Source organism: Lachnoanaerobaculum saburreum DSM 3986 (genome assembly GCF_000185385.1).
Taxonomy (GTDB): domain Bacteria; phylum Bacillota; class Clostridia; order Lachnospirales; family Lachnospiraceae; genus Lachnoanaerobaculum; species Lachnoanaerobaculum saburreum.
Genome location: NZ_GL622296.1, coordinates 2,788,077 through 2,812,941, shown reverse-complemented (window position 1 = coordinate 2,812,941; position 24,865 = coordinate 2,788,077). Strand labels below are relative to the sequence as shown.

The 24,865-nt window shown below is 34.8% G+C and carries 25 protein-coding genes and 1 pseudogene; 24 read left to right on the top strand and 2 right to left on the bottom strand.

Going from position 1 to position 24,865, the window contains the following annotated elements; genetic code table 11:
• The first annotated feature begins 1 nt into the window (after window position 1).
• The 8 genes and pseudogenes from HMPREF0381_RS12990 (at window position 2) to HMPREF0381_RS12955 (ending at window position 5,769) form a co-directional block, all read left to right on the top strand.
• A complete protein-coding gene (locus tag HMPREF0381_RS12990) occupies window positions 2-772 on the top strand; it encodes a class I SAM-dependent methyltransferase (RefSeq protein WP_008752467.1) in 771 nt (256 codons plus the stop codon).
• A 45-nt stretch (window positions 773-817) separates the two neighbouring features.
• Window positions 818-1,027 (top strand): hypothetical protein, encoded by a 210-nt coding sequence (locus tag HMPREF0381_RS12985; protein ID WP_008752466.1) that lies wholly within the window; start codon window positions 818-820, stop codon window positions 1,025-1,027.
• A 93-nt stretch (window positions 1,028-1,120) separates the two neighbouring features.
• Window positions 1,121-1,591 carry a GNAT family N-acetyltransferase gene (locus HMPREF0381_RS12980; protein WP_008753711.1) on the top strand — a complete coding sequence of 157 codons (471 nt, stop codon included), beginning with the start codon at window positions 1,121-1,123 and terminating at the stop codon, window positions 1,589-1,591.
• A 293-nt stretch (window positions 1,592-1,884) separates the two neighbouring features.
• Window positions 1,885-2,634: a formylglycine-generating enzyme family protein gene (locus HMPREF0381_RS12975; protein ID WP_008752464.1), complete on the top strand. Its 750-nt coding sequence runs from the start codon at window positions 1,885-1,887 to the stop codon at window positions 2,632-2,634.
• 44 nt (window positions 2,635-2,678) lie between these two features.
• Window positions 2,679-4,064 (top strand): aldehyde dehydrogenase, encoded by a 1,386-nt coding sequence (locus tag HMPREF0381_RS12970; protein WP_040461491.1) that lies wholly within the window; start codon window positions 2,679-2,681, stop codon window positions 4,062-4,064.
• A 10-nt stretch (window positions 4,065-4,074) separates the two neighbouring features.
• Window positions 4,075-4,384: pseudogene (locus HMPREF0381_RS12965) on the top strand (hypothetical protein); the annotation flags it as partial.
• 23 nt (window positions 4,385-4,407) lie between these two features.
• Window positions 4,408-5,235: a DUF364 domain-containing protein gene (locus tag HMPREF0381_RS12960; RefSeq protein WP_008752461.1), complete on the top strand. Its 828-nt coding sequence runs from the start codon at window positions 4,408-4,410 to the stop codon at window positions 5,233-5,235.
• A 48-nt stretch (window positions 5,236-5,283) separates the two neighbouring features.
• Window positions 5,284-5,769: a GNAT family N-acetyltransferase gene (locus tag HMPREF0381_RS12955; RefSeq protein ID WP_040461488.1), complete on the top strand. Its 486-nt coding sequence runs from the start codon at window positions 5,284-5,286 to the stop codon at window positions 5,767-5,769.
• 137 nt (window positions 5,770-5,906) lie between these two features.
• Here HMPREF0381_RS12955 and HMPREF0381_RS12950 read toward each other — a convergent pair whose 3' ends face one another.
• On the bottom strand, window positions 5,907-7,547 hold the full coding sequence (locus tag HMPREF0381_RS12950; RefSeq protein ID WP_008752459.1) for a hypothetical protein: 1,641 nt from the start codon (window positions 7,545-7,547) through the stop codon (window positions 5,907-5,909).
• Between the two features lie 318 nt (window positions 7,548-7,865).
• Here HMPREF0381_RS12950 and HMPREF0381_RS12945 point away from each other — a divergent pair, with 318 nt between their 5' ends.
• Genes HMPREF0381_RS12945 through HMPREF0381_RS15515 form a run of 3 tightly spaced genes read left to right on the top strand, consistent with a single transcriptional unit; the run spans window position 7,866 to window position 8,898 of the window.
• Window positions 7,866-8,471, top strand: coding sequence for a GyrI-like domain-containing protein (locus HMPREF0381_RS12945; protein ID WP_040461484.1), 606 nt, complete (start codon window positions 7,866-7,868; stop codon window positions 8,469-8,471).
• The gene (locus HMPREF0381_RS15520; protein ID WP_008752457.1) at window positions 8,468-8,650 is read left to right on the top strand and encodes a hypothetical protein; all 183 of its coding nucleotides are present in this window, start codon (window positions 8,468-8,470) and stop codon (window positions 8,648-8,650) included. Before HMPREF0381_RS12945 ends, HMPREF0381_RS15520 begins: the two co-directional genes overlap by 4 nt.
• Window positions 8,647-8,898 (top strand): glycerophosphodiester phosphodiesterase family protein, encoded by a 252-nt coding sequence (locus tag HMPREF0381_RS15515; protein ID WP_008752456.1) that lies wholly within the window; start codon window positions 8,647-8,649, stop codon window positions 8,896-8,898. Before HMPREF0381_RS15520 ends, HMPREF0381_RS15515 begins: the two co-directional genes overlap by 4 nt.
• Here HMPREF0381_RS15515 and HMPREF0381_RS12935 read toward each other — a convergent pair.
• Window positions 8,857-9,879, bottom strand: a complete 1,023-nt coding sequence (locus tag HMPREF0381_RS12935) for a hypothetical protein (RefSeq protein ID WP_040461481.1) — start codon at window positions 9,877-9,879, stop codon at window positions 8,857-8,859. The genes HMPREF0381_RS15515 and HMPREF0381_RS12935 overlap by 42 nt on opposite strands.
• Window positions 9,880-10,076: 197 nt before the next feature.
• Here HMPREF0381_RS12935 and HMPREF0381_RS16020 point away from each other — a divergent pair, with 197 nt between their 5' ends.
• The 13 genes from HMPREF0381_RS16020 to HMPREF0381_RS12870 all read left to right on the top strand — a co-directional run bounded on the left by HMPREF0381_RS16020 (window position 10,077) and on the right by HMPREF0381_RS12870 (window position 24,693).
• Window positions 10,077-10,295: a Rossmann-like domain-containing protein gene (locus HMPREF0381_RS16020; RefSeq protein ID WP_008752454.1), complete on the top strand. Its 219-nt coding sequence runs from the start codon at window positions 10,077-10,079 to the stop codon at window positions 10,293-10,295.
• Between the two features lie 106 nt (window positions 10,296-10,401).
• The gene (locus HMPREF0381_RS12925; RefSeq protein ID WP_040461478.1) at window positions 10,402-11,709 is read left to right on the top strand and encodes an ATP-binding protein; all 1,308 of its coding nucleotides are present in this window, start codon (window positions 10,402-10,404) and stop codon (window positions 11,707-11,709) included.
• Window position 11,710: 1 nt separating this feature from the next.
• The gene (locus HMPREF0381_RS12920) at window positions 11,711-12,469 is read left to right on the top strand and encodes an EFR1 family ferrodoxin (RefSeq protein ID WP_008752452.1); all 759 of its coding nucleotides are present in this window, start codon (window positions 11,711-11,713) and stop codon (window positions 12,467-12,469) included.
• Window positions 12,470-12,724: 255 nt separating this feature from the next.
• Window positions 12,725-13,474 (top strand): TraX family protein, encoded by a 750-nt coding sequence (locus HMPREF0381_RS12915; RefSeq protein WP_008752451.1) that lies wholly within the window; start codon window positions 12,725-12,727, stop codon window positions 13,472-13,474.
• Between the two features lie 109 nt (window positions 13,475-13,583).
• Complete coding sequence (locus HMPREF0381_RS12910) at window positions 13,584-15,239, top strand: SulP family inorganic anion transporter (RefSeq protein WP_008752450.1); 1,656 nt, start codon at window positions 13,584-13,586, stop codon at window positions 15,237-15,239.
• 165 nt (window positions 15,240-15,404) lie between these two features.
• Window positions 15,405-16,031 (top strand): lactate utilization protein, encoded by a 627-nt coding sequence (locus tag HMPREF0381_RS12905; RefSeq protein ID WP_008752449.1) that lies wholly within the window; start codon window positions 15,405-15,407, stop codon window positions 16,029-16,031.
• A gap of 391 nt (window positions 16,032-16,422) precedes the next feature.
• Window positions 16,423-17,751: an ABC transporter substrate-binding protein gene (locus HMPREF0381_RS12900; RefSeq protein ID WP_040461472.1), complete on the top strand. Its 1,329-nt coding sequence runs from the start codon at window positions 16,423-16,425 to the stop codon at window positions 17,749-17,751.
• Between the two features lie 65 nt (window positions 17,752-17,816).
• Complete coding sequence (locus HMPREF0381_RS12895) at window positions 17,817-18,716, top strand: carbohydrate ABC transporter permease (protein ID WP_008752447.1); 900 nt, start codon at window positions 17,817-17,819, stop codon at window positions 18,714-18,716.
• 8 nt (window positions 18,717-18,724) lie between these two features.
• Entirely contained in the window at window positions 18,725-19,570 is an 846-nt protein-coding gene (locus HMPREF0381_RS12890) for a carbohydrate ABC transporter permease (RefSeq protein WP_008752446.1), read from the top strand.
• Between the two features lie 31 nt (window positions 19,571-19,601).
• Entirely contained in the window at window positions 19,602-20,597 is a 996-nt protein-coding gene (locus tag HMPREF0381_RS12885) for a LacI family DNA-binding transcriptional regulator (RefSeq protein WP_008752445.1), read from the top strand.
• A gap of 1 nt (window position 20,598) precedes the next feature.
• Window positions 20,599-22,029 (top strand): glycoside hydrolase family 32 protein, encoded by a 1,431-nt coding sequence (locus HMPREF0381_RS12880; RefSeq protein ID WP_008752444.1) that lies wholly within the window; start codon window positions 20,599-20,601, stop codon window positions 22,027-22,029.
• Between the two features lie 168 nt (window positions 22,030-22,197).
• Complete coding sequence (locus HMPREF0381_RS12875) at window positions 22,198-23,385, top strand: oxygen-binding di-iron domain-containing protein (protein ID WP_008752443.1); 1,188 nt, start codon at window positions 22,198-22,200, stop codon at window positions 23,383-23,385.
• Window positions 23,386-23,529: 144 nt separating this feature from the next.
• Window positions 23,530-24,693, top strand: a complete 1,164-nt coding sequence (locus tag HMPREF0381_RS12870) for a CAP domain-containing protein (protein WP_008752442.1) — start codon at window positions 23,530-23,532, stop codon at window positions 24,691-24,693.
• Window positions 24,694-24,865: the final 172 nt, after the last annotated feature.

Sequence of the window (24,865 nt, the reverse complement as noted above, 5' to 3'; positions counted from 1 at the left end):
TATGAATGAAAAGAGAACATCGGAACTTTTAAATTCCTGGATTTACGAGCAGAAAACAGCATATATTAAAGGTTGGGATTTTTCACATATCAGAAACCGTTATAAAGAGGAAGAAGATTTTTCCTGGGATTTTTATGAGGTAATAAAAAACTATCTGAGAGAAAGCGATTATCTTTTGGATATGGAAACAGGTGGCGGAGAATTTCTTTTATCCTTTAACCATAATCCTAATCTGTCTGCGGCAATTGAAGGCTATGAGCCAAATATAAAAATATGTGAGAAAAGGTTGTTGCCCTTAGGAATAAATTTTAAAGCTTGTGATGGAGGAGACAGACTTCCGTTTGAAAATGAATGCTTTGATATAATAACCAATCGACATGGTGATTATGATGTAAATGAAATTAAAAGAGTATTAAAAAAGGGTGGGATTTTTCTTACACAGCAAGTAGGTGCCCAAAATGACAGAGAATTGGTTGAGCTTTTACTTGGAGATATAGAGATCCCATTCAAGGAAGCTTATTTAGAAATTGCATTAAAAGAATTTGAAAATAAAGGTTTTGAAATTTTAGAAAGGTCAGAATCCCACGGCTCTATTGAATTTTATGATGTGGGAGCGTTGGTATGGTTTGCAAGGATTATTGAGTGGGAATTCCCGGGATTTTGTGTAGAAAAGTATCAGCAAGAACTGTTTAAAGCACAGGAAGTCCTAGAAAAAGAAGGGGTTATAAGGGGAAGAACACATAGATATTATTTTGTGGCAAGGAAGATATAAATGTACAGCATGTATAGTATTGCCATTTAACCGGGAGCAGAGATTATGAAAAAATTTATTGTAAAATCAATTTGGATAGGAATAGTGATTATATCTATTATTCTGATACTTTTAGGGTTTATTATTAATATACAGGAAATAGCTCCTTATTATTCTTATCCTAAGACAGAGGCAAAGGTTCTTGAGGTACACAATTATCAGAAAAGCAGCCGGGGACAGGATATTGAATATTTGTTAGGCTCAAAAATCAAATAAGAAGTCACAACATAGCGACCGGATGAAGAGTAAATCAAAAAAAGTTTACTGTTTTTCTTGTTAAAAGGTTAAATTATGCCGGAGGAGGTTTATATGGACTATAAAATAAGAAAATTAAAAAAAGATGAGGTTAGGATATTGGAAATATTTTTATATGAAGCCATTTTTATTCCGGAGGGGGTGGAACCGCCGCCAAAAGATATAATAAATCATCCTGATTTAAATATATATATTTCTGATTTTGGAGGAAAGACGGATTTATGTTATGTTGCAGAAGTATCTAAGAAAATAGTAGGGGCTGCGTGGACTCGTATAATTAATGATTATGGTCATATAGATGATGAGACGCCCTCACTTTCCATCTCCCTGCTTAAAGAGTTCAGAAATCAGGGAATTGGTACCACAATGGTGAAACAGATACTGAAAAAATTAAAAGAGCAGGGCTATAAACAAGTATCCTTATCAGTGCAAAAGAAAAATTATGCATTTAATATGTATAAGAATGTCGGATTTGAAATTGTTCGGGAAAATAAAGAGGACTATATTATGGTTTGTAGGCTGTAGTGGATGAAGTACAAATAATAAAAGCAGTCATAAACTTTATTAATTTGTGGCTGTTTTGTTAGTATAGGGGAGTAATAAGAAAATTATTTTCTTCCTATAAATCCTGTAACATAGACAAATAATGTTACATAATTATACCTAACTATTACAAATACTTATATCGATTATGATGGTTTGGAATTATTATTCAAATAAGCAAATATACAGACTTGAACTGACAAAAATTTTAAAAAGCTATATAATAAAGCCATAGAATATACTGTTAAATATTATAAACGGAGAGGAAATATTAAATGAACTTAACTGAATATATAAAAGAAAATATGGTTTTAATCCCCAAAGGGCAGGAATTAATAAGAGACTTTGTCGATCCTGTCAAATGGTTAAGTTCCGATTATAAAATGTCAGCTCCGGGGACAAGGAAGCCTAAAAATACAAGGGAAGAATTACTGTATGTTTCATCTTTTTTAATGCTGAAAACACCTGTAACCAATGAATTGTATAGCTATGTAACAGGCATTGATTGTGATGCCAAAATAAGGGATTTTCCGGTGGTTAATATAAGTTGGGTGGAAGCAATAGAATTTTGCAACAGACTTTCAAAAAAGCTGGGATTGGAAAAATGTTATATTTTAAATTCTGTTTCAGAAAAAACCACAGTTGACTATTCAAAAAACGGATTCAGATTGCCAACAGATGCAGAATGGCAATATGCATGCAGGGGGAATAAAAAGGGTTATAGATATGGAGATATTGAAGAGACAGCCTGGTATGATAAAAACTCAAATAAAAGATTACAGGAAGTTAAAATGATGAAGGAAAATAGTTTTGGACTTTTTGATATGATTGGAAATGTTTGGGAATGGTGCTTTGATCTTTATGATGAAAAAAGATATGGAAACTATCGTATATTCAGAGGTGGTAGTTTTGCGAGTGAAGAAAGAGCTTGTGGTGCCACTTCAAGAAGGAAGAGTTTTCCGGAATTTAAAATTGATGATTTAGGCTTTAGAATAGCAAAAAACAATTTGGACAGAGTGAAATAAGGTAAAGTATAAAAGATAAAATGTTTAAATTAAGGAGGGGACTTATGGATACCGGCAAAGAGTTAAAAAACATTATTAAAAATCAAAGAGATTTCTTTAATACTAATACAACCAAATCGGTGGAATACAGATTACAAATGCTGCAAAGATTAAAAAAGATTATCAATGCTAATGAAGAAAAGATTTTATCAGCATTATATAATGATCTTTCAAAGTCAAAATCAGAGGCATATATGAGTGAAGTTGCAATGGTATATGCTGAGTTGGATGAGGCATTAAAAAAAGTGAGAGAATGGAGCAGACCTCAGAGGGCAAGGGGAACTATAGGTACATTTCCCGCCAAGAATTATGTGTTTTCAGAGCCTTATGGTATAGTACTTATTATGTCGCCTTGGAATTACCCGTTTAATCTGGCAATAGCCCCTCTTATAGCGGCAATCTCAGCCGGAAATTGTGCAGTGATAAAATGCTCCAAAGAAAGTAAATATACATCTAATCTGATTAAAGAAATTATCAATAATACATTTGATAAGAACTATATATATTGTGTGGATTCGGATATTGATTATAATGATGTGCTGTATCAAAAGTATGATTATATATTTTTTACAGGAAGTTCAAGAGTGGGCAAGATTATAATGAGAGCCGCAAGCAAAAATCTTACTCCGGTTTCTTTGGAACTTGGGGGTAAATGCCCCTGTATTGTGGATGAATCGGCAAATATCAAAATTGCGGCAAAGCGTATAGTATGGGGTAAACTCCTTAATGCAGGACAGACCTGTGTATCGGTTGATTATGTGGCGGTACATAGCAGTGTAAAAGAAAAGCTTATCAAATGTATATTAAAAGAAATAAAGTCAAGATATCATGATGCATTAAATAGTAATACATATCCAAGAATAATAAACGAACATCATTATAAAAGGCTGTTAAATCTGATAAAAGTAGAGGAGAATATAATTGGAGGCAGGGCTGATGAGTTTAGTAGAAAGATTGAGCCGGCTGTTTTACCGGAAGCGGATTTTGAAGATGAGATTATGAAAGAAGAGATATTCGGCCCGCTCCTTCCGATAATAGAATATGATGATATAAAAAAGCTTATAAGAACAATCAAAGAGCGGGAGAAGCCCTTGGCATGCTATGTATTTACAAAATACGAAAAAACGGCAAGACATATAATTAAGAGTATTTCCTATGGTGGCGGATGTGTAAATGATGTTGTTATTCAGGTATCCAATCATTATATGCCTTTTGGAGGTGTGGGTAATAGCGGAATAGGCTCATATCATGGCAAGTACGGTTTTGATACATTCAGTCATAAAAAGAGTGTAGTATGGAATGAAACAATGCTTGATTTACCTATACGATATGCACCTTTTAATTTGCTAAAGTTTAGAATATTAAAATATATTCTGACAAAATTTAGGTAAAAGGATATGGGAGATTAAAAATTGGATTCTCACAAACTACAGTGATATAAAGGATTTGATAGATGATGCTGAAATGTTGGACTGTTTAACGGTATATATCGAAGAAACTTTTAGAAAGCATATAGGCGGCAAGCGGTATATAGATTTGAAGAATAAAAAGAATGCATACTACTCTATGCCGGTTTTGACAAGTCCGGAATACAGAGGAGAGCGATATATAGCTTCAATGACATTTGCAACTGCATACATCCATAGAAAAAAGGGATTATATAAGTACGATAATTAGAAATTGTATGGAAACTCAGGAAAAGGCTGGGTGAAATCCATATAATAGGAGGCAAACATGAATATATTACTTGAAGAAACATCTAAAATTATTAGAGAATATTTTGGAGAAAGATTGGAAAATATGGTGGTTGAAAGGGCGGTGTTCGGACTGTTCTTTTCAGGGGTAAAGATAAATACAGGGCATGGAGGACTTTGCTTTACTCCTGTTAAGGAGATTCCTGAGGCGGTATGTTGCCCAAGCTCTGCAAAGGCAATGCCACTTTCAGGTAAATTAAGCGGAAGAAGTGTAAAGAGCTATTTGGATGACCTGTCACATGCAAATATTCTTAGAAAGACACTTGCAATTGCGACACTTAATGCACTTTCAGCCTGTTACTGGGAGGAAAATAAGGACTTAGATTATAAAATAGAGATTGATGTAGATTCATTTGATGTGATGAAAATTCCACATGGTAAAAAAAGCGTAGTTATAGGTGCTTTGGTACCTATGCTTAAAAAACTTCTTGCAGCGGATGCCGATTTTAAAGTTCTTGAGATGGATTCACGTACTCTAAAGGGTAAGGAACTTGAGCATTTTGCACCGTCAAAGGATGCCGGATTGTATTTGCCACATGCTGACCTTAATGTTATTACAGGCGTGACCATTCTAAATGACACATTACCTGATTTGTTAGCTATGTGCAAACCCGGTGCCGATATTTTGGTTACAGGTCCGACTGCCGGTATGATTCCTGATGCTTTCTTTAAAAGAGGTGTGACCGTAATGGGCGGTATTTTAGTAACTAAGCCTGATGAACTGCTTGATATTATCAGTGAGGGAGGCTCAGGTTATCATTTCTTTGGAAAAAGTGCTGAAAGGATAGTGATTTACCGTAATAAATAGATATTATTTATCAAGGCATTTTTAAAATACTGTTTGTGGGGTAAGTTTATGCAGATAAGAAGAATAAATACAAATGAAGCAAAGCCGTTTTTTAATTGTTTAAAAAATATAGACCGGGAAACAAAGTTTATGATGCTTGAGCCGGATGAAAGGCATTTTGACAAAAAGAAAATGCAAGAAATCTTGGGAGATAAGGACGATTATTTTATAGCGGCTTTTAATGATGGAGAAATTATAGGCTTTCTTTCAGCTCAAAGAGGGAAATATAAAAGAACAAGACATTCGGCATATATTGTTATCGGAATAAGGCAGAGCTTTCAAAAGCAGGGAATCGGATCAAAACTCTTTGATAAACTTGAGGAATGGGCAAAGGAAAATTATTTAAAAAGATTGGAATTAACTGTCGAGATAACAAATACTATTGCCATAAACTTGTATAAAAGGCAGGGATTTGTAATCGAAGGTACTAAAAAGAATACTATGTTTGTGGACGGTGTATTTGTAGATGAATATATGATGGCAAAGGTATACTGAAATAAAAATCATAATAAAAATTGCCCAACCTACATTGATTGAGCAATTTTTTATTTTAGCAGACTTTTTATAAGACTACAGTATTTGAAGACAAATACAAAAGTGAGGTGGAGAATAGCTTATATTAACTACATAAATTAGTCAAAAATGGTGCTAAAAGAACTTGTGTTATTACGCACAAAGCCCTTTACCTCACTATCGATATCTTTAAGTTCTCCATTGATATACTGTTTTAACAGCCCTGTTCCCTTACTATAGTCATAGTCGGTTAAAAAATAAGTTCTTTCGAATTTGTTCCGATATGGAAGAAATCCGTTATAGTCCTTTACATTTTTTGCAATTACAGTATCCTTACCATTTTCCCAAATATGATAGGTTTCATTATCATCTTCATATGAAGTTTGTGAAAGTGTGTCATAATATATAATATATTCGCCATTATCATTATTTTCCAAATTTGCTGATGAATAATATTTGCCCACATTTTCATTGATAATATTTCCATCCAGGAATAAAGAATTATAGTCATTTTTCCCGATTTTTGCTCTATACAATAAATTATCATTTTCCACTTTATGGCTTTGAGCATAAGCCAAATCGGAAAACCCAGTTATATTTTCATTTACAAGCTCAATTTCACCTTTTGAACTACCTTCCAAAGCAACTCTCCAAAGCTTCTTATTTTCTTCAGAGAAGAAATACCAATATTTTGATTTAAAAGGGAGTGCTTCATCAATTACATCACGATCTCCTTTTATATCTTCATACTCTCCCAGTGTTTTACCATTATGTGCTACTTTTAGAATAATTTTGCCTTCGGAATTTTTTTCTGTATATGCAAGTAAATCTTCTCTTCTTTCAAAGTCAACAAATTTTTCAAGTGAATCACTGATTAATTCCTCATTGCCGTTAAAGTCGAATTTATAGAGAGATGTTGGTTCATCAGCCTTTGACGTATAGATGACCTTGTCAGAAGCAAAAGTAATGTAATTATATGGTTTTTCAATCCCCCTTACTATTTCTTTTGAGTTCCCATCTTTCAATTGATATATTGTATTATTCTTAAAATAACATATTCTATCAAGTTCATAAGAATAGTTAAAAGAATTTGTGTTGACATTCGAATATACTGTAGTATTTCCTGTATATATATCAATTAAATATACATTTGCCGAGTTTTCTTTGTCAGAACTGTCTCTACTCGGAATAATTAAAAGCTTATCCTGATTTTCAGAAAGAATATATTTCATTCCTTCTTTTTCTTTAAAGAGACTGACTGTTTTACCATTTTTATATAAAAACAGCTCTTTATTTGAAATATATAGTATATCACCGTTTTTCAAGGCTGAATGTATCGTAACACTGTCAGCTACCTTAGTTCGCTCTGTAGGTGATTTAGATGTTGATGTATACAGAGTATAGGTTTTGCCGTCATAATCTGAAAAGGAACAAAATAAATCCAGTTTTTTGTTATACCCTTTTATAGAAAACTTTTTCATAACACTTCCGTTATTTGTACAAGGTCCTAAATCTATAATTTCAGAGTTATCATAGCGTACCATATACAGATTATCACCCTTTAAATATAGAGAAAGTTTTGCGGCTTCAAAGGTATTTGAACCTTTACTGTCATTAGAATTTGTATCTTCATCTATATCTTCCTGTGAAACTTCTGAGGGCTTTTTGCCTGATGAGCAGGATGATGCCAATATGGCAAAAATTAATACAGCTAAAAAATATAAAAGACCTACAAGTTTTGATGAATATTTTTTGGACATTATTTTCACCTCCCGAAAATTTGATATAATTGTACTAGATATTTGTATAAAAGTCGATTTGGAATTTCATCAAAATTCTTTAAGAACTTTTTAAGTCAGATACCGAATTGTCTCTGTTATAATAAGATTAAAAGTGAGTGTTAAGTTAAAGCTTGATAAAAGAGCGGAATTTAAAGACAGTGTGGAGGTATCGGAGCCAAATGAAATAAGATTGTAGCTTAAAGAGATTATAAATAAAATATCGAAAAAAAGATAACATGACAGATGATGTCGGGTTTTCTTATGTATAATAAAAATAAAAACACAAGGAGAATAAAAATGAAATACGAGTGGAGAAAGCAGGAGAAGGATTTATATGCTCCAAAGCAAAAGCCTGTAATTGTAGATGTTCCAAAGCAAAAATTTATTATTATAAATGGAGAAGGAAATCCTAATGAGTCGGATTTCTCAGATAGAATATCGGCATTATATTCACTTGCTTATGCCATCAAAATGCTTTTTAAAAATATGTCAAAGACAAAAGCAGATAATGAAATCACTGATTTTACAGTATATCCATTGGAGGGAATTTGGGAAAAGGCTGATGGGGAGGGCTTTGATAAAGATAAGCTGAAATACAGATTGATGATTAAACAGCCGGATTTTATTACAGGGGATGTATTTACTGAGGCTTTTAATAATGTAAAAAAGAAAAAGCCGAATATTTTATATGATGAGATAAGCTTTGAGGAAATAGAAGACGGAAAATCTATTCAGATTTTACATATAGGAAGTTATGATAATGAGCCTGAGTCTTTTGAAATGATAGACAAACTTGCAAATGAATCAAATCTGACAAGAACTTCTGACTATCACAGAGAGATATATTTAACAAGTAAAGCTGTTACAGAAAAACAAAAGACTATACTTAGGTATATGGTATGAATAAAAGAAAAAATAAGAAGATATTTATTATTGCAATATTTTTTATCTTATTGTGGCTAAACAATACAAGTTTATTCAGTAAAAAGGATAATACAGGCTATAAGTTTTTGTCACATAGAGGGTTGGCTCAGGTTTTGATGAAACAAATACAGATTGGAACAGCAACACTGCGGCTATGATTGAAGTGCCTACACATGATTATATTGAAAATACAATTCATTCTATGCAGGCTGCCTTTGACCTGAGTGCAAGTGCTGTTGAGCTTGATATAAAACTTTCCAAAGACGGGAAATTGGCTGTTTTTCATGATTCTACATTATTGTATCGCTGTAGAGTCGACGGAGAGATTCAAGAAAAATTACTTATTTCCCGACAGCTTCCGTTTTTATTCCCATATAGTATGCTGTGCCATAACAGTGTAGTATGAAAGACTGTTATCGGAGTTAAAATCAGCTTCTATACGATAGCGTTTCCAAAGAGAATAGTCATGAGTTTGCAATGTAAGTACAAAATAATAAGGACCTTTCATCTCATCATAATCTGTCGGATGCAGTGAAAAAATATCTATCAAATCTTCATTTTCAAAGTCACTAAGCTCTAAATCCGACAGTGCTACGTTGTTAATCTTTACGGCAGATAAATCTGTATCATCAGGTGTAGCCTTAAATAATGTTACAGTACAGTTTTTCAGCTCGTCCGAATCCTTCCATGTAGGTGTGACACATACGTGACCGAAAGACTTATCACCAAGATATAATTCCAAATATTCTCCATAGTAAAAGTGGTCGTTTCGAGTATTTATAATCTCACTGTCTACATCTTTGTCTTTAAATGTAAAGCCGTTATCAAGAAGAGTGGATGCTTTTGTTGTGCCGATAATAACGTCAGTTCCTGCTATCTGTACATTTACAGGCTTTGCCGGAATACCTGCTATAGATATAAAAAAAGTGAATGCAAATGAGGCGAAAAACATAAGTACATCCAACGCATTGGTAGTTGAGTAAGAATATTTTGTACGGTATGAGGGTATAAAAAAATGTATAAGCGGTCTGGTAATTCCGGAAAGTATTATCGCAGCCATAATTATAGCAAACTGCATTTGTAGACAGAAAAAAATTGCTTTTCCAATATTGTGTAATTTGAAATAATTCACACCGGTAACTATTATATTAACTAAAATAATACACAGCATAAAAACGCTCGCCTCTATAAGTGCGAGTTTATCTGTAATATCGTCAAATTGAACAGACCTTCTTGTAATCTGTATATGACCTAAGGCATATATCCATTTAGGGAGCTTCTTAAAAGTACAAACAGCTATCAGCAGTCTAAAGTATATAAAAACGGCTAAAATAAAGCATAGCAGTGAAAATATACCAAAGGCTAATGTAGATATAAAAAATCCCATTACATTCATCTCCTTTGATTATTTGAAAATATTATAAAACTGTGTATTATTATATCACTTTATATATTGAAATGTAGATGTAAAGGAATAGTATATAAAATTAGGTTAGAATGAATAGTCAATGTGGAAAGTATTGCATTCTATAATTAATCACATCAGTATGTGCTGATGAGTTTTAGACGGAAAGGAAATAAAGTATGAATATATTATTGCAGGAAAGTGACTATATTTTGGTTATAGGTCCTACAGCAGGTATGATACCCGATGCATTCTTTAAAAGAGGTGTAACTGTAATGGGCAGTATTTTGGTAACAAAACCTGATGAGCTGCTTAAAAAATTCAGATTTATAAGCAGAAAACGATTTTACTGCCTTAAAAGTGTAGTAAGTTACATTTTTAAGGTCTTAAAAGCGTAATAGACTACATTTTTATGGCCTTAAAAATGTTGACGAAATGCTTTTAAACCTCTAATATATAAAAAAGAGTATGTTTTTGATAGAAGTATTTTGGGAGATAGACCTTATGAAGCGTTTTGCACTTGAAAAACTTATAGAATGGAAGGATAAACAGAATAGAAAGCCTTTGATTATCAGAGGGGCAAGACAGGTTGGAAAAACCTGGCTGATGAAGGAGTTTGGAAGAACATATTTTGAAAAAGTTGCTTATGTGAATTTTGATAATAATAAAAGGTTGGAGCAGGTATTTGAGGGCGATATCAATATAGAAAGGATTTTATTGGCAATCAGTATAGAGACAGGCGTTTCTATAGATGTAAAAAATACTTTATTGATATTTGATGAAGTACAAGAGGTACCAAAGGCTCTCTCTTCATTGAAATACTTTTGTGAGAATGCACCGGAGTATGCAATAGTAGCGGCAGGTTCATTATTAGGTGTAACTCTTCATAAAGGAACATCATTTCCTGTAGGTAAGGTTGACTTTATGGATCTTTACCCATTGACCTTTATTGAGTTTTTATATGCTTTAGGTGAAGAACGTTTTGCAAATGTACTCCAAAGTGATGATACGGATATGATAACAATGTTTAAGACCAAATATATAGAAAGACTTCGTGAATACTACTATGTAGGTGGAATGCCTGAGGTTGTAAAAACTTATGTTGACAGTAAAGATTTTAAACAAGTGAGAGAAATACAGAAAAACCTTTTGAATTATTATCAACAAGACTTTTCAAAGCATGCTGAAGTCTCACTTGTTCCAAGACTAAATCTTGTGTGGGATTCTATTACAATGCAGTTGGCAAAAGAAAATAAAAAATATATCTATGGACAAGTTAGAAAGGGTTCAAGAGCAAAGGACTTTGAACTTGCATTACAGTGGCTTTTAGATTGTGGGTTGATCCATAAGGTACAAAGAGTAGGAAAAGTAGCGCTTCCGTTGAAAGCATATCTTGACCTTGATGCATTTAAAGTGTATCTGCTTGATATCGGTCTGTTGATAGCTATGACAGATTTGGATGCTAAAGTGATTATTGACGGTAACCGAATTTTTACCGAATTTAAGGGAGCATTGACAGCGCAATATGTTTTGCAGCAACTTATTGCATCGGAAGGTATAGAGCCTTATTATTATTCCACATCTAATTCAAGCGGAGAGATAGATTTTATGATTCAAGGCAAAACATCTATAATTCCTCTAGAGGTGAAAGCGGAAGAGAATTTGAGAGCAAAGAGTCTTAAAGCCTTTTGTGAAAAGTATCATCCAAAGTATGCTGTTCGTACATCTATGTCAGATTATCGTGAGCAGGAATGGATGACAAATATTCCTTTGTATAATATTTATAAAATCAGAGAATACGCAGGGAAATAAGATGATTTTATACTTTAGTGCAACAGGCAACGGAAAATATATTGCAGAGCAAATTGCAACAAAAACTGATGATAAAGCTATATCTATAGTGGATTGTATTAGGGAAGGTAAATACTTATTCAAAGATGAAAAAATATTGGGTATTATAACTCTGACGTATTTTTGGAGGCTTCCAAGAATTGTAACAGAATTTTTAGAAAAAATTACAATAGATAATTGCAAATATACTTTTCTTCTTGCGAGCTATGGTACTTCTACCGGACAGCTGGTAGCTATGGCAAGAGAAATTTTAAAAAGAAAAGGTCAAAAATTTGATGTATACTACAGTGTGATAATGCCTGATACATGGACATCGATTTTTAATCTCACAAATAAAGAGAGGGTTGACAGGTGGTTAAATGACGGAAAGGCTCAGCTTAAAACAGTTATTGAGAATATCAAATTAAAGAGAGGCGGAGACTTTACCAAAAAGAAATTACCAAAGTTTGTGGCAGCATTACCGTCAGCATTTATGTATGCTACAGAAAGAAACACAAATAATTTATCTGTAAATAAGGATTTATGTATAGGATGTAAATTATGTGAGAAAAAATGTTCTGTCGGAGCGATAATTATGGAAGGTGATCACCCGGTATGGAAAGATGAAGAATGTGAGATGTGTTTAGGTTGTCTACATAGATGTCCGAAGTTTGCAATAAGCTATGGCAGTGGAAGAAGCAACAGACACGGACAATATAAGAATTCGGATACTAAAATATAATGTAGGATTTCATATAAAATATTTGAGGATAATAAAGCATTGGAGATTTATCTTAAGAAAAATAAAGATAAAGTTTCTGAAAGAAAATAAAGCTGTTTTAAATATAAAAAAACCATACTGAAAGTGACAGAAATGTCACTTTTTGTTATGTTTATAGATTTTTCAAAATCTAACTTTCCTGTATTATTGGCGTATACAAATAAAAAGATTTAGACAAACTGAATTTTTTGTCAGTAGGAAAGGAAGATAAACAATATGAAAATTGGACTTAACAGAAAACAGTTAAAAGATATAGCATTGGTATTTATGGTACTTGATAATGCATACTTTAGATTTTCGGCAGTGATTGGCAGTGTAGCACATCTGATTACAAGATTTGTAGCACCTTTATTTGCATGGCTGATGGTGGACGGCTTTTTTCATACCGGGTCAAAAAAGAAATATTGTATGAGACTTTGGATATTTGCAGTATTTATGCAGATTGGAAACGAGTTATCATATTTGATTTGGAAGGAAGGGGGAATTAATGACAATATATTTTTGACCTTGGCATTAGGATTTACAATTATATGGTTCTTTGATATGGCAAAAGAAGACAGCCAAAAGAAAAAAATATTATTTAATATTTTGGCAGTTTTTATAACTGTTATTTCTCTTGCTATAAGTATTGTGCCTCTTCCTATCGGAAAGGGAATGACACTTGAAGGTGGAATGCAACTTATTCCTTTTATTATAGTTGCATATTTTTTCCATGGCAGCAAGTTAAAGCAGGCTGTTTTTATCGGATTATACAGCGTATTAATGTTTTTCTTTTATGGAGGTTTGGAATTGTGTTCACAGGGAATTGATATGTTCTGTGTAAATTCGGACTGGATGACCTTTATGGTGATTCCTTTTATATTTCTTTATAATAATGAGGAAGGAAGAAAGGGAGGAAAATGGTTCTTTTATATATTTTATCCGGTGCATCTTTGGATAATAGCAATACTTGGAAATATACTTTAATATAAAAATATATCCGCATCATAGGCTTAAAGATGGAGTTTTTAATTTCACTGTGCTATTATAATTTCCGGTATATTCAGTGCATGTATGCAAAATTTCAAAAGAATATATGGGAGGAAATGTGAATTTTAATTATATTAAGCCGAAAATTTTTACAGCATTAAAGGATTATAACAGTGAGCAGTTTGTGAAAGATTTGATTTCAGGAATCATAGTAGCAATTATTGCTATGCCTTTATCCATAGCGCTTGCTATTGCATCCGGAGTAAATCCTGAACAGGGGCTTTATACCGCAGTGGTTGCAGGATTTTTCATCTCATTTCTCGGCGGAAGCAGGGTTCAAATCGGAGGTCCGACGGCGGCATTTGTTGTAATAATCTATGGAATAGTGGCACAGTTCGGTATGGCGGGACTTACAGTTGCAACAATTATGGCAGGTATTATGCTCATTATTATGGGAGTTTTGCGACTTGGTGATTTTATAAAGTTTATACCGAAAACAATAACTGTCGGTTTTACATTCGGTATTGCGGTAAGTATAGTGGCAGGACAAATAAAAGATTTCTTTGGATTGGAGATGGGAGCGGTTCCGGCTGAGTTTATAGAAAAAATGATTGTATTGGGTGAAAACTTTCATACATTATCTTTAGAAACATTGATGATTGGTATGCTTGCTCTGCTGATTCAGATATTTTGGCCGAGGGTATCTAAAAAAATACCCGGTTCATTGGTGGCAATTATTGTTACTACAGTCATAGTAGGTTTTGCAAAACTTCCGGTAAAAACAATAGGAGATTTATACACAATAAAATCGGGGCTTCCAACATTTACAGTACCGGAGATATCCCCTTCTTTGATTTCTCAAATGATTTCTCCGGCATTTACTATAGCTATATTGGCAGCTATAGAATCACTTTTATCCTGTGTGGTTTCAGACAGTATGATTGGCGGTCATCATAGCCCAAATGCAGAGCTTATCGGTCAGGGAATAGGAAATATAATGTCCGCATTATTTGGAGGAATTCCTGCAACAGGTGCTATTGCAAGAACCGCCGCCAATGTAAAAAACGGTGGACGCACGCCGGTGGCAGGTATGATTCATGCCGTTACTTTGGTCTTGATATTGGTTTTTCTTATGCCATATGCATCACTTATTCCCATGAGCTGTCTGGCAGCTATTCTTATTATGGTAGGTTATAATATGAGCGGTTGGAGAAGTGTAGTTAATATAATAAAGACCGCACCTAAAAGCGATATAGCAGTTCTTTTGATAACATTATTTTTAACTGTATTATTTGACCTTGTAATGGCAATAAAATTCGGTATGATACTTGCGGCATTTTTATTTTTAAAGCGTATGTCTGATATTGCAAATGTGCGCCAATGGGTAGATAAATCCGGTGAAGATAATGATTTAAAGCTTGTACCGAAGAATACATTGGTATATGAAATTTTTGGAGCATTGTTCTTTGGAGCTGCAAAGGATTTGATGAATATACCTCATGAAGAAGGTAAGAATGTACTGGTATTGCGTATGAGAAATGTTCCGGCAATGGATATTTCAGGACTGGAAGCTTTGGAAGAATTACTTAAGCTCTGTGAAAAAAGAGGTATAAACCTGATATTCTCACATGTGAATGAACAGCCTATGAAGGTTATGGAAAAGGCAGGTTTTATTGAAAAAGTCGGCAGGGAAAACTTTTGTGAGAATATAGATAAATCACTTGAAAGAGCGGAAAGCTTTAAAATAAGCAGAGGCTGTTAAGGAGATATTTTACTTAAAATTTATGTTTTAAACAGGTAGATATTTGCTCTGAATACAGGTATAAAGGTTTATGATTTGTAAAAAAGGATGTATAATTTAAATGATATCTTAGGTCAATGCTCAAATAATAATTGACCAAGCAGTGCTGATGTAGAGGAGAACAATATGAACGAGAACTTAAAAAAAAGAAATAAATTGTTGGCGGCTACCGTAATTAAAGGTTTAAAGTCCAGAAATATGACGGGGTATTATGCAAAGGATAAGGAAGATGCATTAAAGATTGCGCTTGAACTTATCCCTGAAAACAGCAGTATCGCTATGGGAGGCTGTATGAGTGCAAATGAAATAGGCTTGATTTCGGCACTTGAACAGGGAAAATACAATTATATGGACAGGGCAAAGATGGAACCTAGAGAGGCATTGCTTGCAGCTTATGATGCCGATATATTTCTTTCAAGTGCGAATGCCATGACTGATGACGGGGTACTTGTAAATATTGACGGAAATGCAAACCGTGTTTCATGTATTGCACAGGGACCTAAAAAAGTGGTTTTTATAGTAGGTATAAATAAGATATGCTCAGATATGGACAGTGCGATGAAACGTGCCAGAAATGTGGCGGCGGTTGCAAATACACAAAGATTTGATATAAACACTCCTTGTAAGATAACGGGGAAATGCTCGGATTGTAAATCTCCTGATACCATTTGTTGCCAGTTTTTAATTACCAGATATTCACGCCACAAGGACAGAATACATGTAATCTTGGTAAATGATTTTCTGGGATTTTAGATTTATAAGAATGAATACGATTTAGATATTGAGATCCATATCATTTAAAAGTGATATGGATTTTTAAATTTGGGAAATTTCAGGTTGTATTTAGTAGGAAAGATTTTTATATATTTATAATACAGTAAAGAGGTAAAAAAGATGATTTTATATTTTAGTAGAAAATGATAAAAAAATAACAAAAAGATATTTTAAATAATATATTGACATTTTAGTTGTATATGATAAAATACAATTATAAGATATGGAACGCGTTCCATAAAGAGGCAGTATAATAATTTTGCCAATATTTCAAAATAAAAATTGAACAAATTGGCAGTTATGCAATGGGTTTGTGAGAGAACAATGTTGTGTTAATTTAGCAGCAATAAATACTGAGGAGGTAGTATTGATGAAGAGAGTTTTTAAAACTTTAGGTGTTTTGGCACTTGGAAGTATGTTGGCGGCATGTGGAAATAATGCCGGTGCAACGAAGCAGGCGGATACAGGCAGTGAAGGAAGTACTCAAGCTTCTGAATCAAAGAGTGCAGAAGGTGTTGCCAATGTGACCATATGGAGCCCTACAGATACGGCAGCTATTGAAGCATGGTGGACAGAGAAGATTGATCAGTGGAATAAAGAAAATCCGGATATTCAGGTTAAGAGAGAGGCTATTGACAGAGCTGATGCTTATGCTTATGAGAATAAGATTACTACAGCTACCACATCAGGAAATCTTCCTGATATATTGTATGTAGACGGACCTATGGTTTCATACTATGCGGCAAACGGTATTACAGTACCGCTTGACAGTTATTTTCCGGCAGATGATCTGAAGGATTTTATGCCAAGTACGGTACAGGCCGATACATATGACGGCAAGCTTTATGCAATAGCGCCTACAGAGTCGTCGGTAGCACTTTTCTACAACAAGGATTACCTTGACAAGGCAGGTATACCATATCCTTCAGATACAGATATAAAGCAGGCATGGACATGGAGTCAGTTCCTTGACAATGCAAAAAAGCTTACAACAGCCGACTATGTCGGAACCAATATCATTATGGATAAGGGCGAGGGTATTATCTATGCACTTGGTCAGTTCTTTACAGAAGGCGGAGCACAGTTTGTAAGTGATGACGGTTCTAAGGCTGACGGATATATAAATTCAGATGCAAGTGTTAAGACAGCGGAGTATCTCAATGAGTTTATCAAGAACGGCTATGCAAACCTTGACCCTGTAAAGGATGAATTTTTAAACGGTAAAGCGGCAACACTGCTTGGCGGTTCATGGAATATAGCAGATCTTGAGAAGTCAAATCTTAACTGGGGTGTTTCATACTTCCCTGTAGCAGATGACGGCAAGGCTGCATCTCCTACAGGAGACTGGGCTGCCGCTATTACAAAGGATTCAAAGAATCCTGATGCGGCGGGTAAGTTCCTTCAGTGGGCAATGAACAGCGATAATATTGCATCTTATGCAAGTGCAGTTGCAAAACCTGCATCAAGAACATCATCTTATGATAAGATGGAAGGCTGGGACAGCGGTGCAAGAGCTCTTATGAAGTGGCAGTTACAAAATACAGGTGTATCAAGACCGAGAACACCGTCATATTCAGTGCTTTCAACAGATTTTTCAACAGCAATGTTAAATATCTTCTCAGGCTCAAATGCAAAAGATGAGCTTGACAATGTAGCAAAGAACTTTGATGAGAACTATGAAATGTACTATAAGAAATAATTGTATAATATTGTAGTTTTAGAAGGCTTGGCGGGATGCCAAGCCTTTTGTAGAAAGGAAGTAATATGGAGGCAAAGCTAAGTAAAAAGGGTAAAAGAGAATATGGTGATAATATTGCAGGCTTTATAATGTCATCACCTGCACTTATTCTCTTGATTGCTTTTTTGATAATTCCGATTATATATACTGTTTACTATTCATTCTTTACATATCAGGTAGTGCGTCCTGACAATATAAAATTTAATGCCTTTAATAACTATGTAAAACTTTTTAAAGATGCAAACTTCTATGTAGCACTGAAAAATACAATATATTTTACGGTTATTGTAGTGCCGGTGCAGTGTATATTGGCATTAATTCTCGCACTTATGGTATCAAGTAAGAAAAAGGGTGTTGCGGTATTCAGAACACTTTATTACAGCCCGCAGATAACATCAATGGTAATCATTGCAGTACTTTGGACAATACTTTATAACTCAAATGCAAACACCGGACTTATTAATGCATTTTTAAAGAGTATAGGATTGCAACCGATTGACTTTTTGAATAATCCCAAGACTGCTATGAATTCCATTATATTTATGTCGGCATGGCAGGGCGCAGGATATCAGATGATGATTTTTATTGCAGGTTTAAATGCAATACCGGGTGAGCAGTATGAGGCTGCAAGCGTAGACGGTGCAGATTGGTTTGCCAAGCTAATTTATGTTACTTTGCCGGGACTTGTAAACACCATAAAATATGTACTTATGATTACACTTATACAGGCTATGAAGCTGTTTACACAGCCATATATTATGACTAAGGGTGGACCCAGAAATGCCACAAAAACACTTGTTTTCTATATTTATGAGCAAGGTTTTCAAAAGGGTAATTTCGGATATGCCTGTAGTATAGCTACAGTTTTCTTTATTATAGTTGTTACATTGTCAATTGTAGTTAAAAGAATAAGCAGGACAAATTAGGAGGGAATATGAATAATAAAAAGATAAATAAGGTACTTGGAAATGTTATATTTTATCTTGGCAATATTATAGTGGGTCTTATATTTGTATCTCCGCTTCTATGGATGCTTGCTTCATCATTTAAGCCTGAGCTTGAGATTTTTTCAAATCTGAACTCACTTACTACATTTATACCTGCTCACTTTACCTTACAAAACTATGTTGAGGTGTTCCAAAGATTAAAGGTATTTACAATACTAAAAAATACCTTACTCTATATAGGAATAGTACTTTTAGGTGATTTAGTACTTGGCTCCATGTTCGGTTATGCACTTGCAAAGTTAAAGTATAGATTTAGAGGCATAAGCCTTACAATTGTAATAGCACTTATGTCAATGCCGGTTGAAGCTATTATACTTCCTATGTATATTGAGATGGCTCAATTAGGTTGGGTAAATACAATGATGGGTCTTACAATTCCTTTTATGATGAATTGCTTTTCCATATATATGTTTTATTCATACTTTATCAGTATACCGGATGAACTTATAGAAGCTGCAAAGGTGGACGGATGCGGACCTGTCAGGACATATTTCAGTATTGTTATGCCGATATCAAAGACAGTGTTTGCAACGGTATTTATACTTGACTTTGTATCCAGATGGAATGACTTTATGTGGCCTTTCCTTATTACTACAGGAGAGGAAAAAAGAACCGTACAGCTTGCAGTACAGATATTTGTCGGAGTAAGCCCTATACATTACGGTGTTATTATGGCGGTATTGACACTCGCATCCATTCCTATGATTATAATGTACATATTCATGCAAAAATTCTATGTAGAGGGTATTGCATCTACAGGAATAAAGGGTTAAATTTTATTAAGAATATGTAGATGGAGGAGTTATGTCAAGTATACAGGAGGTTGCAAAGAGGGCAGGTGTAGGAGTCGGAACAGTCTCCAGAGTAATTAATGACAGCGGCTATGTCTCAGATAAGACCAGAAAAAAAGTAGAAGATGTTATAGCGGAGTTGAATTATAAGCCGAATGAGCTTGCCAGAAATCTTTTTAGGAACAGGACAAATATTGTGGCGGTAATCACTCCGGCAATCGGAAATCCGTATTATGCCACACTTTGTAGTGAAGTGGAAAGCAGACTTAGAAAGTATGGCTATAAGACAATGCTTTGCAATACTACCGGAGAGTCTACAAATGAAGAAGCTTACCTTGAAATGCTTGAAAGAAATATGGTGGACGGAATAATCACCGGAACTCATACACTTGATTACAGCAGCTACAAGAAGATAAAGGGACCTATAGTAGGTTTTGATACTCCTAAGTTAAATGATGATATTTTGGTGGTGACTGTAAACCATGAAGAAGGCGGAAAGCTGGCCGCCAAAGCATTGATAGAGAGCGGTTGCAAAGAAGTGCTGCAATTCACAGATGCAACTACTAAGAATTATCCGTTTATAAAGAGACATACAGCTTTTGCAAAGGAGATAAAAAAGACCGGAATTATATGTAGAGAGTATAAGCCGCTTATGGATAGATTTGACTATGAGTATATTGAAGAAAATATAGATGATGCTTTTAGACTGTATCCGAATGTAGACGGTGTATTTGCAACCGATACTCATGCACTGCTTTATATGAAAAAAGCACTGAGTCTTGGCAAGAGAGTTCCACAGGATTTGAAAATAGTGGCATATGACGGAACCTTTGTGCTGAATACGGCATACCCAAGTCTTAGTGCTATAGTTCAGCCCATTGATAAGTTGGCAAAGGTGGCGGTGGACAGTTTGCATGCCATTATCAATGGAGAAAGAGTGGACAGAAATACAAAAGTACTTGATATATATTTCAGACAGGGAATGACTACAGATAAGAAAGAAGATTGATATGAATAACAAAGAAAAGGCAGATGAATACTTTAGTAAGAACAAATCAAAAATAAAGGATAGTGACAGACCGGTGTACCATTTTACGCCGGATATAGGTTGGATGAATGACCCGAACGGTTTTTCATATTTTAACGGTGAATATCATCTGTTCTATCAATATAATCCTTATGATATAAAGTGGGGTCCTATGCATTGGGGTCATGCAAAGACAAGAGATTTTGTGAACTGGGACAGATTGCCGGTAGCATTGGCACCTGATGATGAGATAAAGGGGCAGTGCTTTTCAGGCACGGCAATAACAGATAATGATAAGCATATACTTGTGTATACAGTCCATAGTAATGATAAAGAGGAACAGACTGTAGAGATAGGGGACGGAGTAAACTACAAAGCCGTTTCTGATAAACCTGTTATCGGTATAGATAAATTACCTAAAGGTTTTGGCGGAGTTGACTTTAGAGATCCCAAGATATGGAAAGAAGATAATGTATACTACTGTATAGCAAGTGCAAAAAATGACAGAGGTTTTGGAAGTATACTTTTATTTGAGTCAAAGGATTTACTTGAATGGAAGTATGTAGGAATACTGTTTGAAAATGACGGAAAGTACGGCAAGATGTGGGAATGCCCTGATTTCTTTAAGCTTGGCAATAAGTATGTATTGGTTATTTCTGTAATGGGGATGCAGGCAAGGAAGAGAAAGTATTTTAACGGGCATCAGGTAATATATTTTGTCGGAACTTATGATAAGAGCAGTTATAAGTTTATACCGAACGGCAGGGGAAAGACTTTTGACTTCGGCTTTGATTTTTACGCACCGCAAAGTTTATATGCAGACGGTAGGACTCTGTCTGTTGCATGGCTTCATGACTGGAGCAATGATTTGACTTTAGATGATGCAAAGTGGTGCGGACAGACGACCTTTCCCAGAGAGCTTAGGTTAGAGGGTAATGATATTCATCAGATGCCGGCAGGAGAGCTTGAAAGTCATTATAAAAATAAATATCATACAAGCTTTATTTTAAACAGGAATAAAGAGTATATTGATAATGATTTGAATTCACGAGCAGCAAGATTTGACTTTGATATTGAAAATATTGATGCCGATAAGTTGACTTTATTTTTGGTGGCCAATGATGAATATAATTCATTTATAAAGATAAATATGAAAAAGAAAACTTTGAAGTTTTCAAGGAGATTTTCAGGTCTTTGTAAAGATGCAATAGATGAGAGAAAGATAAATATTGATATTTGTGACGGACAATTGTCTTTGAGCGTTCTTGTAGACAGATTCAGTATCGAGATTTTTGTAAATAAAGGAAAAGAGGTTCTGACATCAAGAATCTATACACCGCTTGATGCAAATGAGATCAGATTCTTAGCAGACGGTAAGTTAAAGATTGATGTAAGTAAAAATGAAATAGAGTGATTTTAAGATGCATACCGGATTTTTCTTGTATGCATTTCTATTATGTATCAAATATCACGGAAATTAAAGTCAGGGGTGCTATACTGAAAGTATAGAAAATATTGTTTACAGATGATATGTCTGTTTGTTTTTAGGTAGCTTTTATATTAAGGCTAGGAAAGGAATATTATGAGAAAGCATGTAAAAGGAAATGTCAGTTGGGTTGGATATTTGGATTGGGAGCTTGAGAGTTTCCATGGTGATGATTATTCTATAATAAACGGATCCAGCCAAAATGCCTACTTGATTGAAGAAGAGAAGACAGTTTTGATTGATACAGTATGGACACCGCATCGTTTTGATTTTGTGGAAAACTTAAAGAAAGAAATTGACTTAAATAAGATCGATTTTATTGTGGCAAATCATGGTGAGTGTGATCATTCAGGTTCTTTGACAGCTCTTATGGAAGAGATTCCCGATACTCCTATTTATTGCACAGCTAATGCAGTCAAGAGTATAGAAGGTCAGTACGGTAAGCGTGGTTGGGATTTCCATGTGGTAAAGACAGGAGACTCTATAGATATAGGAAACGGCAAGAAACTTGTATTTGTAGAGATGCGTATGCTTCATTGGCCTGACAGTATGGCTACATATATGACAGGTGACAATATCCTGTTCTCAAATGATGCCTTCGGACAGCACTATGCGGTTGAGGAGCTTTTTAATGATAAGGCGGATCAGTGCCTGCTTTGGAAAGAGGCAATGAAATACTTTGCAAATATATTGAATCCTTTTGCACCGATACTTCAAAAGAAGCTTGAGGAGATTGCAGGGTTTAATCTGCAATTTGATATGATTGCACCTTCTCATGGAGCTATCTGGAGAGAAAATCCGCTTCAGATTGTAGAGAAGTATGCACAGTGGGCTAAGGCTTATCAGGAAGATCAGGTTACTGTAGTTTATGATACAATGTGGGAAGGTACGGCAAAGATCGCACATAAGATTGCAGACAGTATTCATATAAAGAGCCCCGATACGGTAGTCAAAGTATTTAATATCTCAAAGTCCGATAAGAATGAGGTAATGACTGAAGTATTTAAATCAAAGGCTGTTGCTGTAGGTTCTCCGACTGTAGGCTGTGGTGTACTCAGCAGTGTGGCAGGCTGGCTTGAGTTTTTAAGACAACTTAAGTTTAAGAATAAAAAGGCTGCCGCATTCGGTTGCTACGGCTGGTCGGGCGAGTGTGTAAAGGTGCTTAAGGAACAGCTGAAATCGGCAGGTTTTAATGTGATAGATGAGGAAGTTAAACCGCTTTGGAATCCTAAGGAAGAGGACAATGAACGTATTGAGGTATTGGTTGACAGTTTGTTAAAATAAATAATAGTTTTATCTTTAATAATTTAAAACTTTAAGAATATTATAAAGAGCAAAAACAGTTTATTGTACTTGAACATGGTGATACAAAGATGTTAAAATGATACATAATGATATTAAAATCAGTCAGTAATTTTGGAGGTGGTTATGAATCTATTTAAGAAAGTATTATGTTCTGTTTCAGTTGCAGCAGTTTCCGCTCTTTTGGCGGTACCTGTCATGGCGGCAGATGCACAGTGGAAGAAGAATGATAAGGGATGGTGGTATGAAGAAGCCGACGGTTCCTATCCTACCAATCAATGGAGGTTTATAAATAATAAATGGTATTATTTTGACAATATCGGTTATATGCTTGAGAACCGTTGGGTAGGCAACTACTATGTAGGTGCTGACGGTGCTATGCTTGTAAATACATCCACCCCTGACGGCTACTATGTAGATGCAAACGGCAAGTGGATAGAGGGAATAAAGAAAACTGTAGATATAACAAAGAGGTCAACCGGAAGAAGTTCGGGCGGTTCATCAAGCGGCAGAAGCAGAGGCTCAGGCGGAAAAGGCGGCTCAGGCTCTTCAAATACCGGAAGCGGTTCAGGTTCTTTGAGTACGAATACTGATAATACAGGAAGTACCGGCACAACTTCAGACAGTTCAGGTGGAAATCATAATATAGTTATTCCAAATGCTGCAAATAACAGTACAAGTAATAATACCGATAATACAGTAGCATCAAATGACAACAGTCAGGTATCAAGTGAGAAGACAAGAGTTATTGATGCTCTAAAGGCAATGGGAGTCGGTGAGAAAGAAGCTGAATTATATTATATTATCAATGCTTATAGAGAGAGTCTGGGACTTTCAAAGCTTTCATTTTCAAAGTCTTTGACAACTGTCGCAAGAACCCATGTTCTGGATTCAAACACCTATACACCTGAAAATCAGGTGGATTCAAGAGGTATTCAGGGAAATTTGCACAGTTGGTCAAATCATGGCAATTGGACACCGATGGCATATACATCAGATCATCAGTATGCAAACAATATGTGGAGTAAACCAAGAGAGTTGACTTCTTATAGCGGCAACGGATTTGAGATTTCAGCATATACAGGCGGTAATATTACACCTGAGGGTGCACTTGATTTGTGGAAACATTCTTCCGCCCATAATCAGGTTATGACCACACAGGGTAGCTGGTCGGATTTAAAGACTATGGGTGTTGCTATAGACGGAAGGTATGCACATGTATGGTTTGGAAGTGCGGCAGATCCGGCAGGATATTATGATGTTGCAGATTATCAGGTAATACATCCATAAATTCGACTATATAATTTTTTATAGTACCATAAAATATAACGGGGCTGTCAGGTTTGGCAGCCTCATTATATTTTATGCAGATTAGTTTATGATACAGTCCGGTATAGGTTTTATTTTTGACAAGGATAAAATATTATAATACAATTGTATCTTGAGGGTACTGATATAGGAC

Coding starts and splice junctions, on each gene's coding strand:
- HMPREF0381_RS12895 (WP_008752447.1), top strand. CDS start 17,817: ATGGAGGCAAAGCTAAGTAAAAAGGGTAAAAGAGAATATGGTGATAAT.
- HMPREF0381_RS12905 (WP_008752449.1), top strand. CDS start 15,405: ATGAACGAGAACTTAAAAAAAAGAAATAAATTGTTGGCGGCTACCGTA.
- HMPREF0381_RS12920 (WP_008752452.1), top strand. CDS start 11,711: ATGATTTTATACTTTAGTGCAACAGGCAACGGAAAATATATTGCAGAG.
- HMPREF0381_RS12890 (WP_008752446.1), top strand. CDS start 18,725: ATGAATAATAAAAAGATAAATAAGGTACTTGGAAATGTTATATTTTAT.
- HMPREF0381_RS12885 (WP_008752445.1), top strand. CDS start 19,602: ATGTCAAGTATACAGGAGGTTGCAAAGAGGGCAGGTGTAGGAGTCGGA.
- HMPREF0381_RS12985 (WP_008752466.1), top strand. CDS start 818: ATGAAAAAATTTATTGTAAAATCAATTTGGATAGGAATAGTGATTATA.
- HMPREF0381_RS12970 (WP_040461491.1), top strand. CDS start 2,679: ATGGATACCGGCAAAGAGTTAAAAAACATTATTAAAAATCAAAGAGAT.
- HMPREF0381_RS16020 (WP_008752454.1), top strand. CDS start 10,077: ATGAATATATTATTGCAGGAAAGTGACTATATTTTGGTTATAGGTCCT.
- HMPREF0381_RS12925 (WP_040461478.1), top strand. CDS start 10,402: ATGAAGCGTTTTGCACTTGAAAAACTTATAGAATGGAAGGATAAACAG.
- HMPREF0381_RS12880 (WP_008752444.1), top strand. CDS start 20,599: ATGAATAACAAAGAAAAGGCAGATGAATACTTTAGTAAGAACAAATCA.
- HMPREF0381_RS15520 (WP_008752457.1), top strand. CDS start 8,468: ATGAATAAAAGAAAAAATAAGAAGATATTTATTATTGCAATATTTTTT.
- HMPREF0381_RS12935 (WP_040461481.1), bottom strand. CDS start 9,879: ATGGGATTTTTTATATCTACATTAGCCTTTGGTATATTTTCACTGCTA.
- HMPREF0381_RS12915 (WP_008752451.1), top strand. CDS start 12,725: ATGAAAATTGGACTTAACAGAAAACAGTTAAAAGATATAGCATTGGTA.
- HMPREF0381_RS12900 (WP_040461472.1), top strand. CDS start 16,423: ATGAAGAGAGTTTTTAAAACTTTAGGTGTTTTGGCACTTGGAAGTATG.
- HMPREF0381_RS12875 (WP_008752443.1), top strand. CDS start 22,198: ATGAGAAAGCATGTAAAAGGAAATGTCAGTTGGGTTGGATATTTGGAT.
- HMPREF0381_RS12950 (WP_008752459.1), bottom strand. CDS start 7,547: ATGTCCAAAAAATATTCATCAAAACTTGTAGGTCTTTTATATTTTTTA.
- HMPREF0381_RS15515 (WP_008752456.1), top strand. CDS start 8,647: ATGATTGAAGTGCCTACACATGATTATATTGAAAATACAATTCATTCT.
- HMPREF0381_RS12955 (WP_040461488.1), top strand. CDS start 5,284: ATGCAGATAAGAAGAATAAATACAAATGAAGCAAAGCCGTTTTTTAAT.
- HMPREF0381_RS12990 (WP_008752467.1), top strand. CDS start 2: ATGAATGAAAAGAGAACATCGGAACTTTTAAATTCCTGGATTTACGAG.
- HMPREF0381_RS12910 (WP_008752450.1), top strand. CDS start 13,584: ATGGGAGGAAATGTGAATTTTAATTATATTAAGCCGAAAATTTTTACA.
- HMPREF0381_RS12975 (WP_008752464.1), top strand. CDS start 1,885: ATGAACTTAACTGAATATATAAAAGAAAATATGGTTTTAATCCCCAAA.
- HMPREF0381_RS12960 (WP_008752461.1), top strand. CDS start 4,408: ATGAATATATTACTTGAAGAAACATCTAAAATTATTAGAGAATATTTT.
- HMPREF0381_RS12870 (WP_008752442.1), top strand. CDS start 23,530: ATGAATCTATTTAAGAAAGTATTATGTTCTGTTTCAGTTGCAGCAGTT.
- HMPREF0381_RS12980 (WP_008753711.1), top strand. CDS start 1,121: ATGGACTATAAAATAAGAAAATTAAAAAAAGATGAGGTTAGGATATTG.
- HMPREF0381_RS12945 (WP_040461484.1), top strand. CDS start 7,866: ATGAAATACGAGTGGAGAAAGCAGGAGAAGGATTTATATGCTCCAAAG.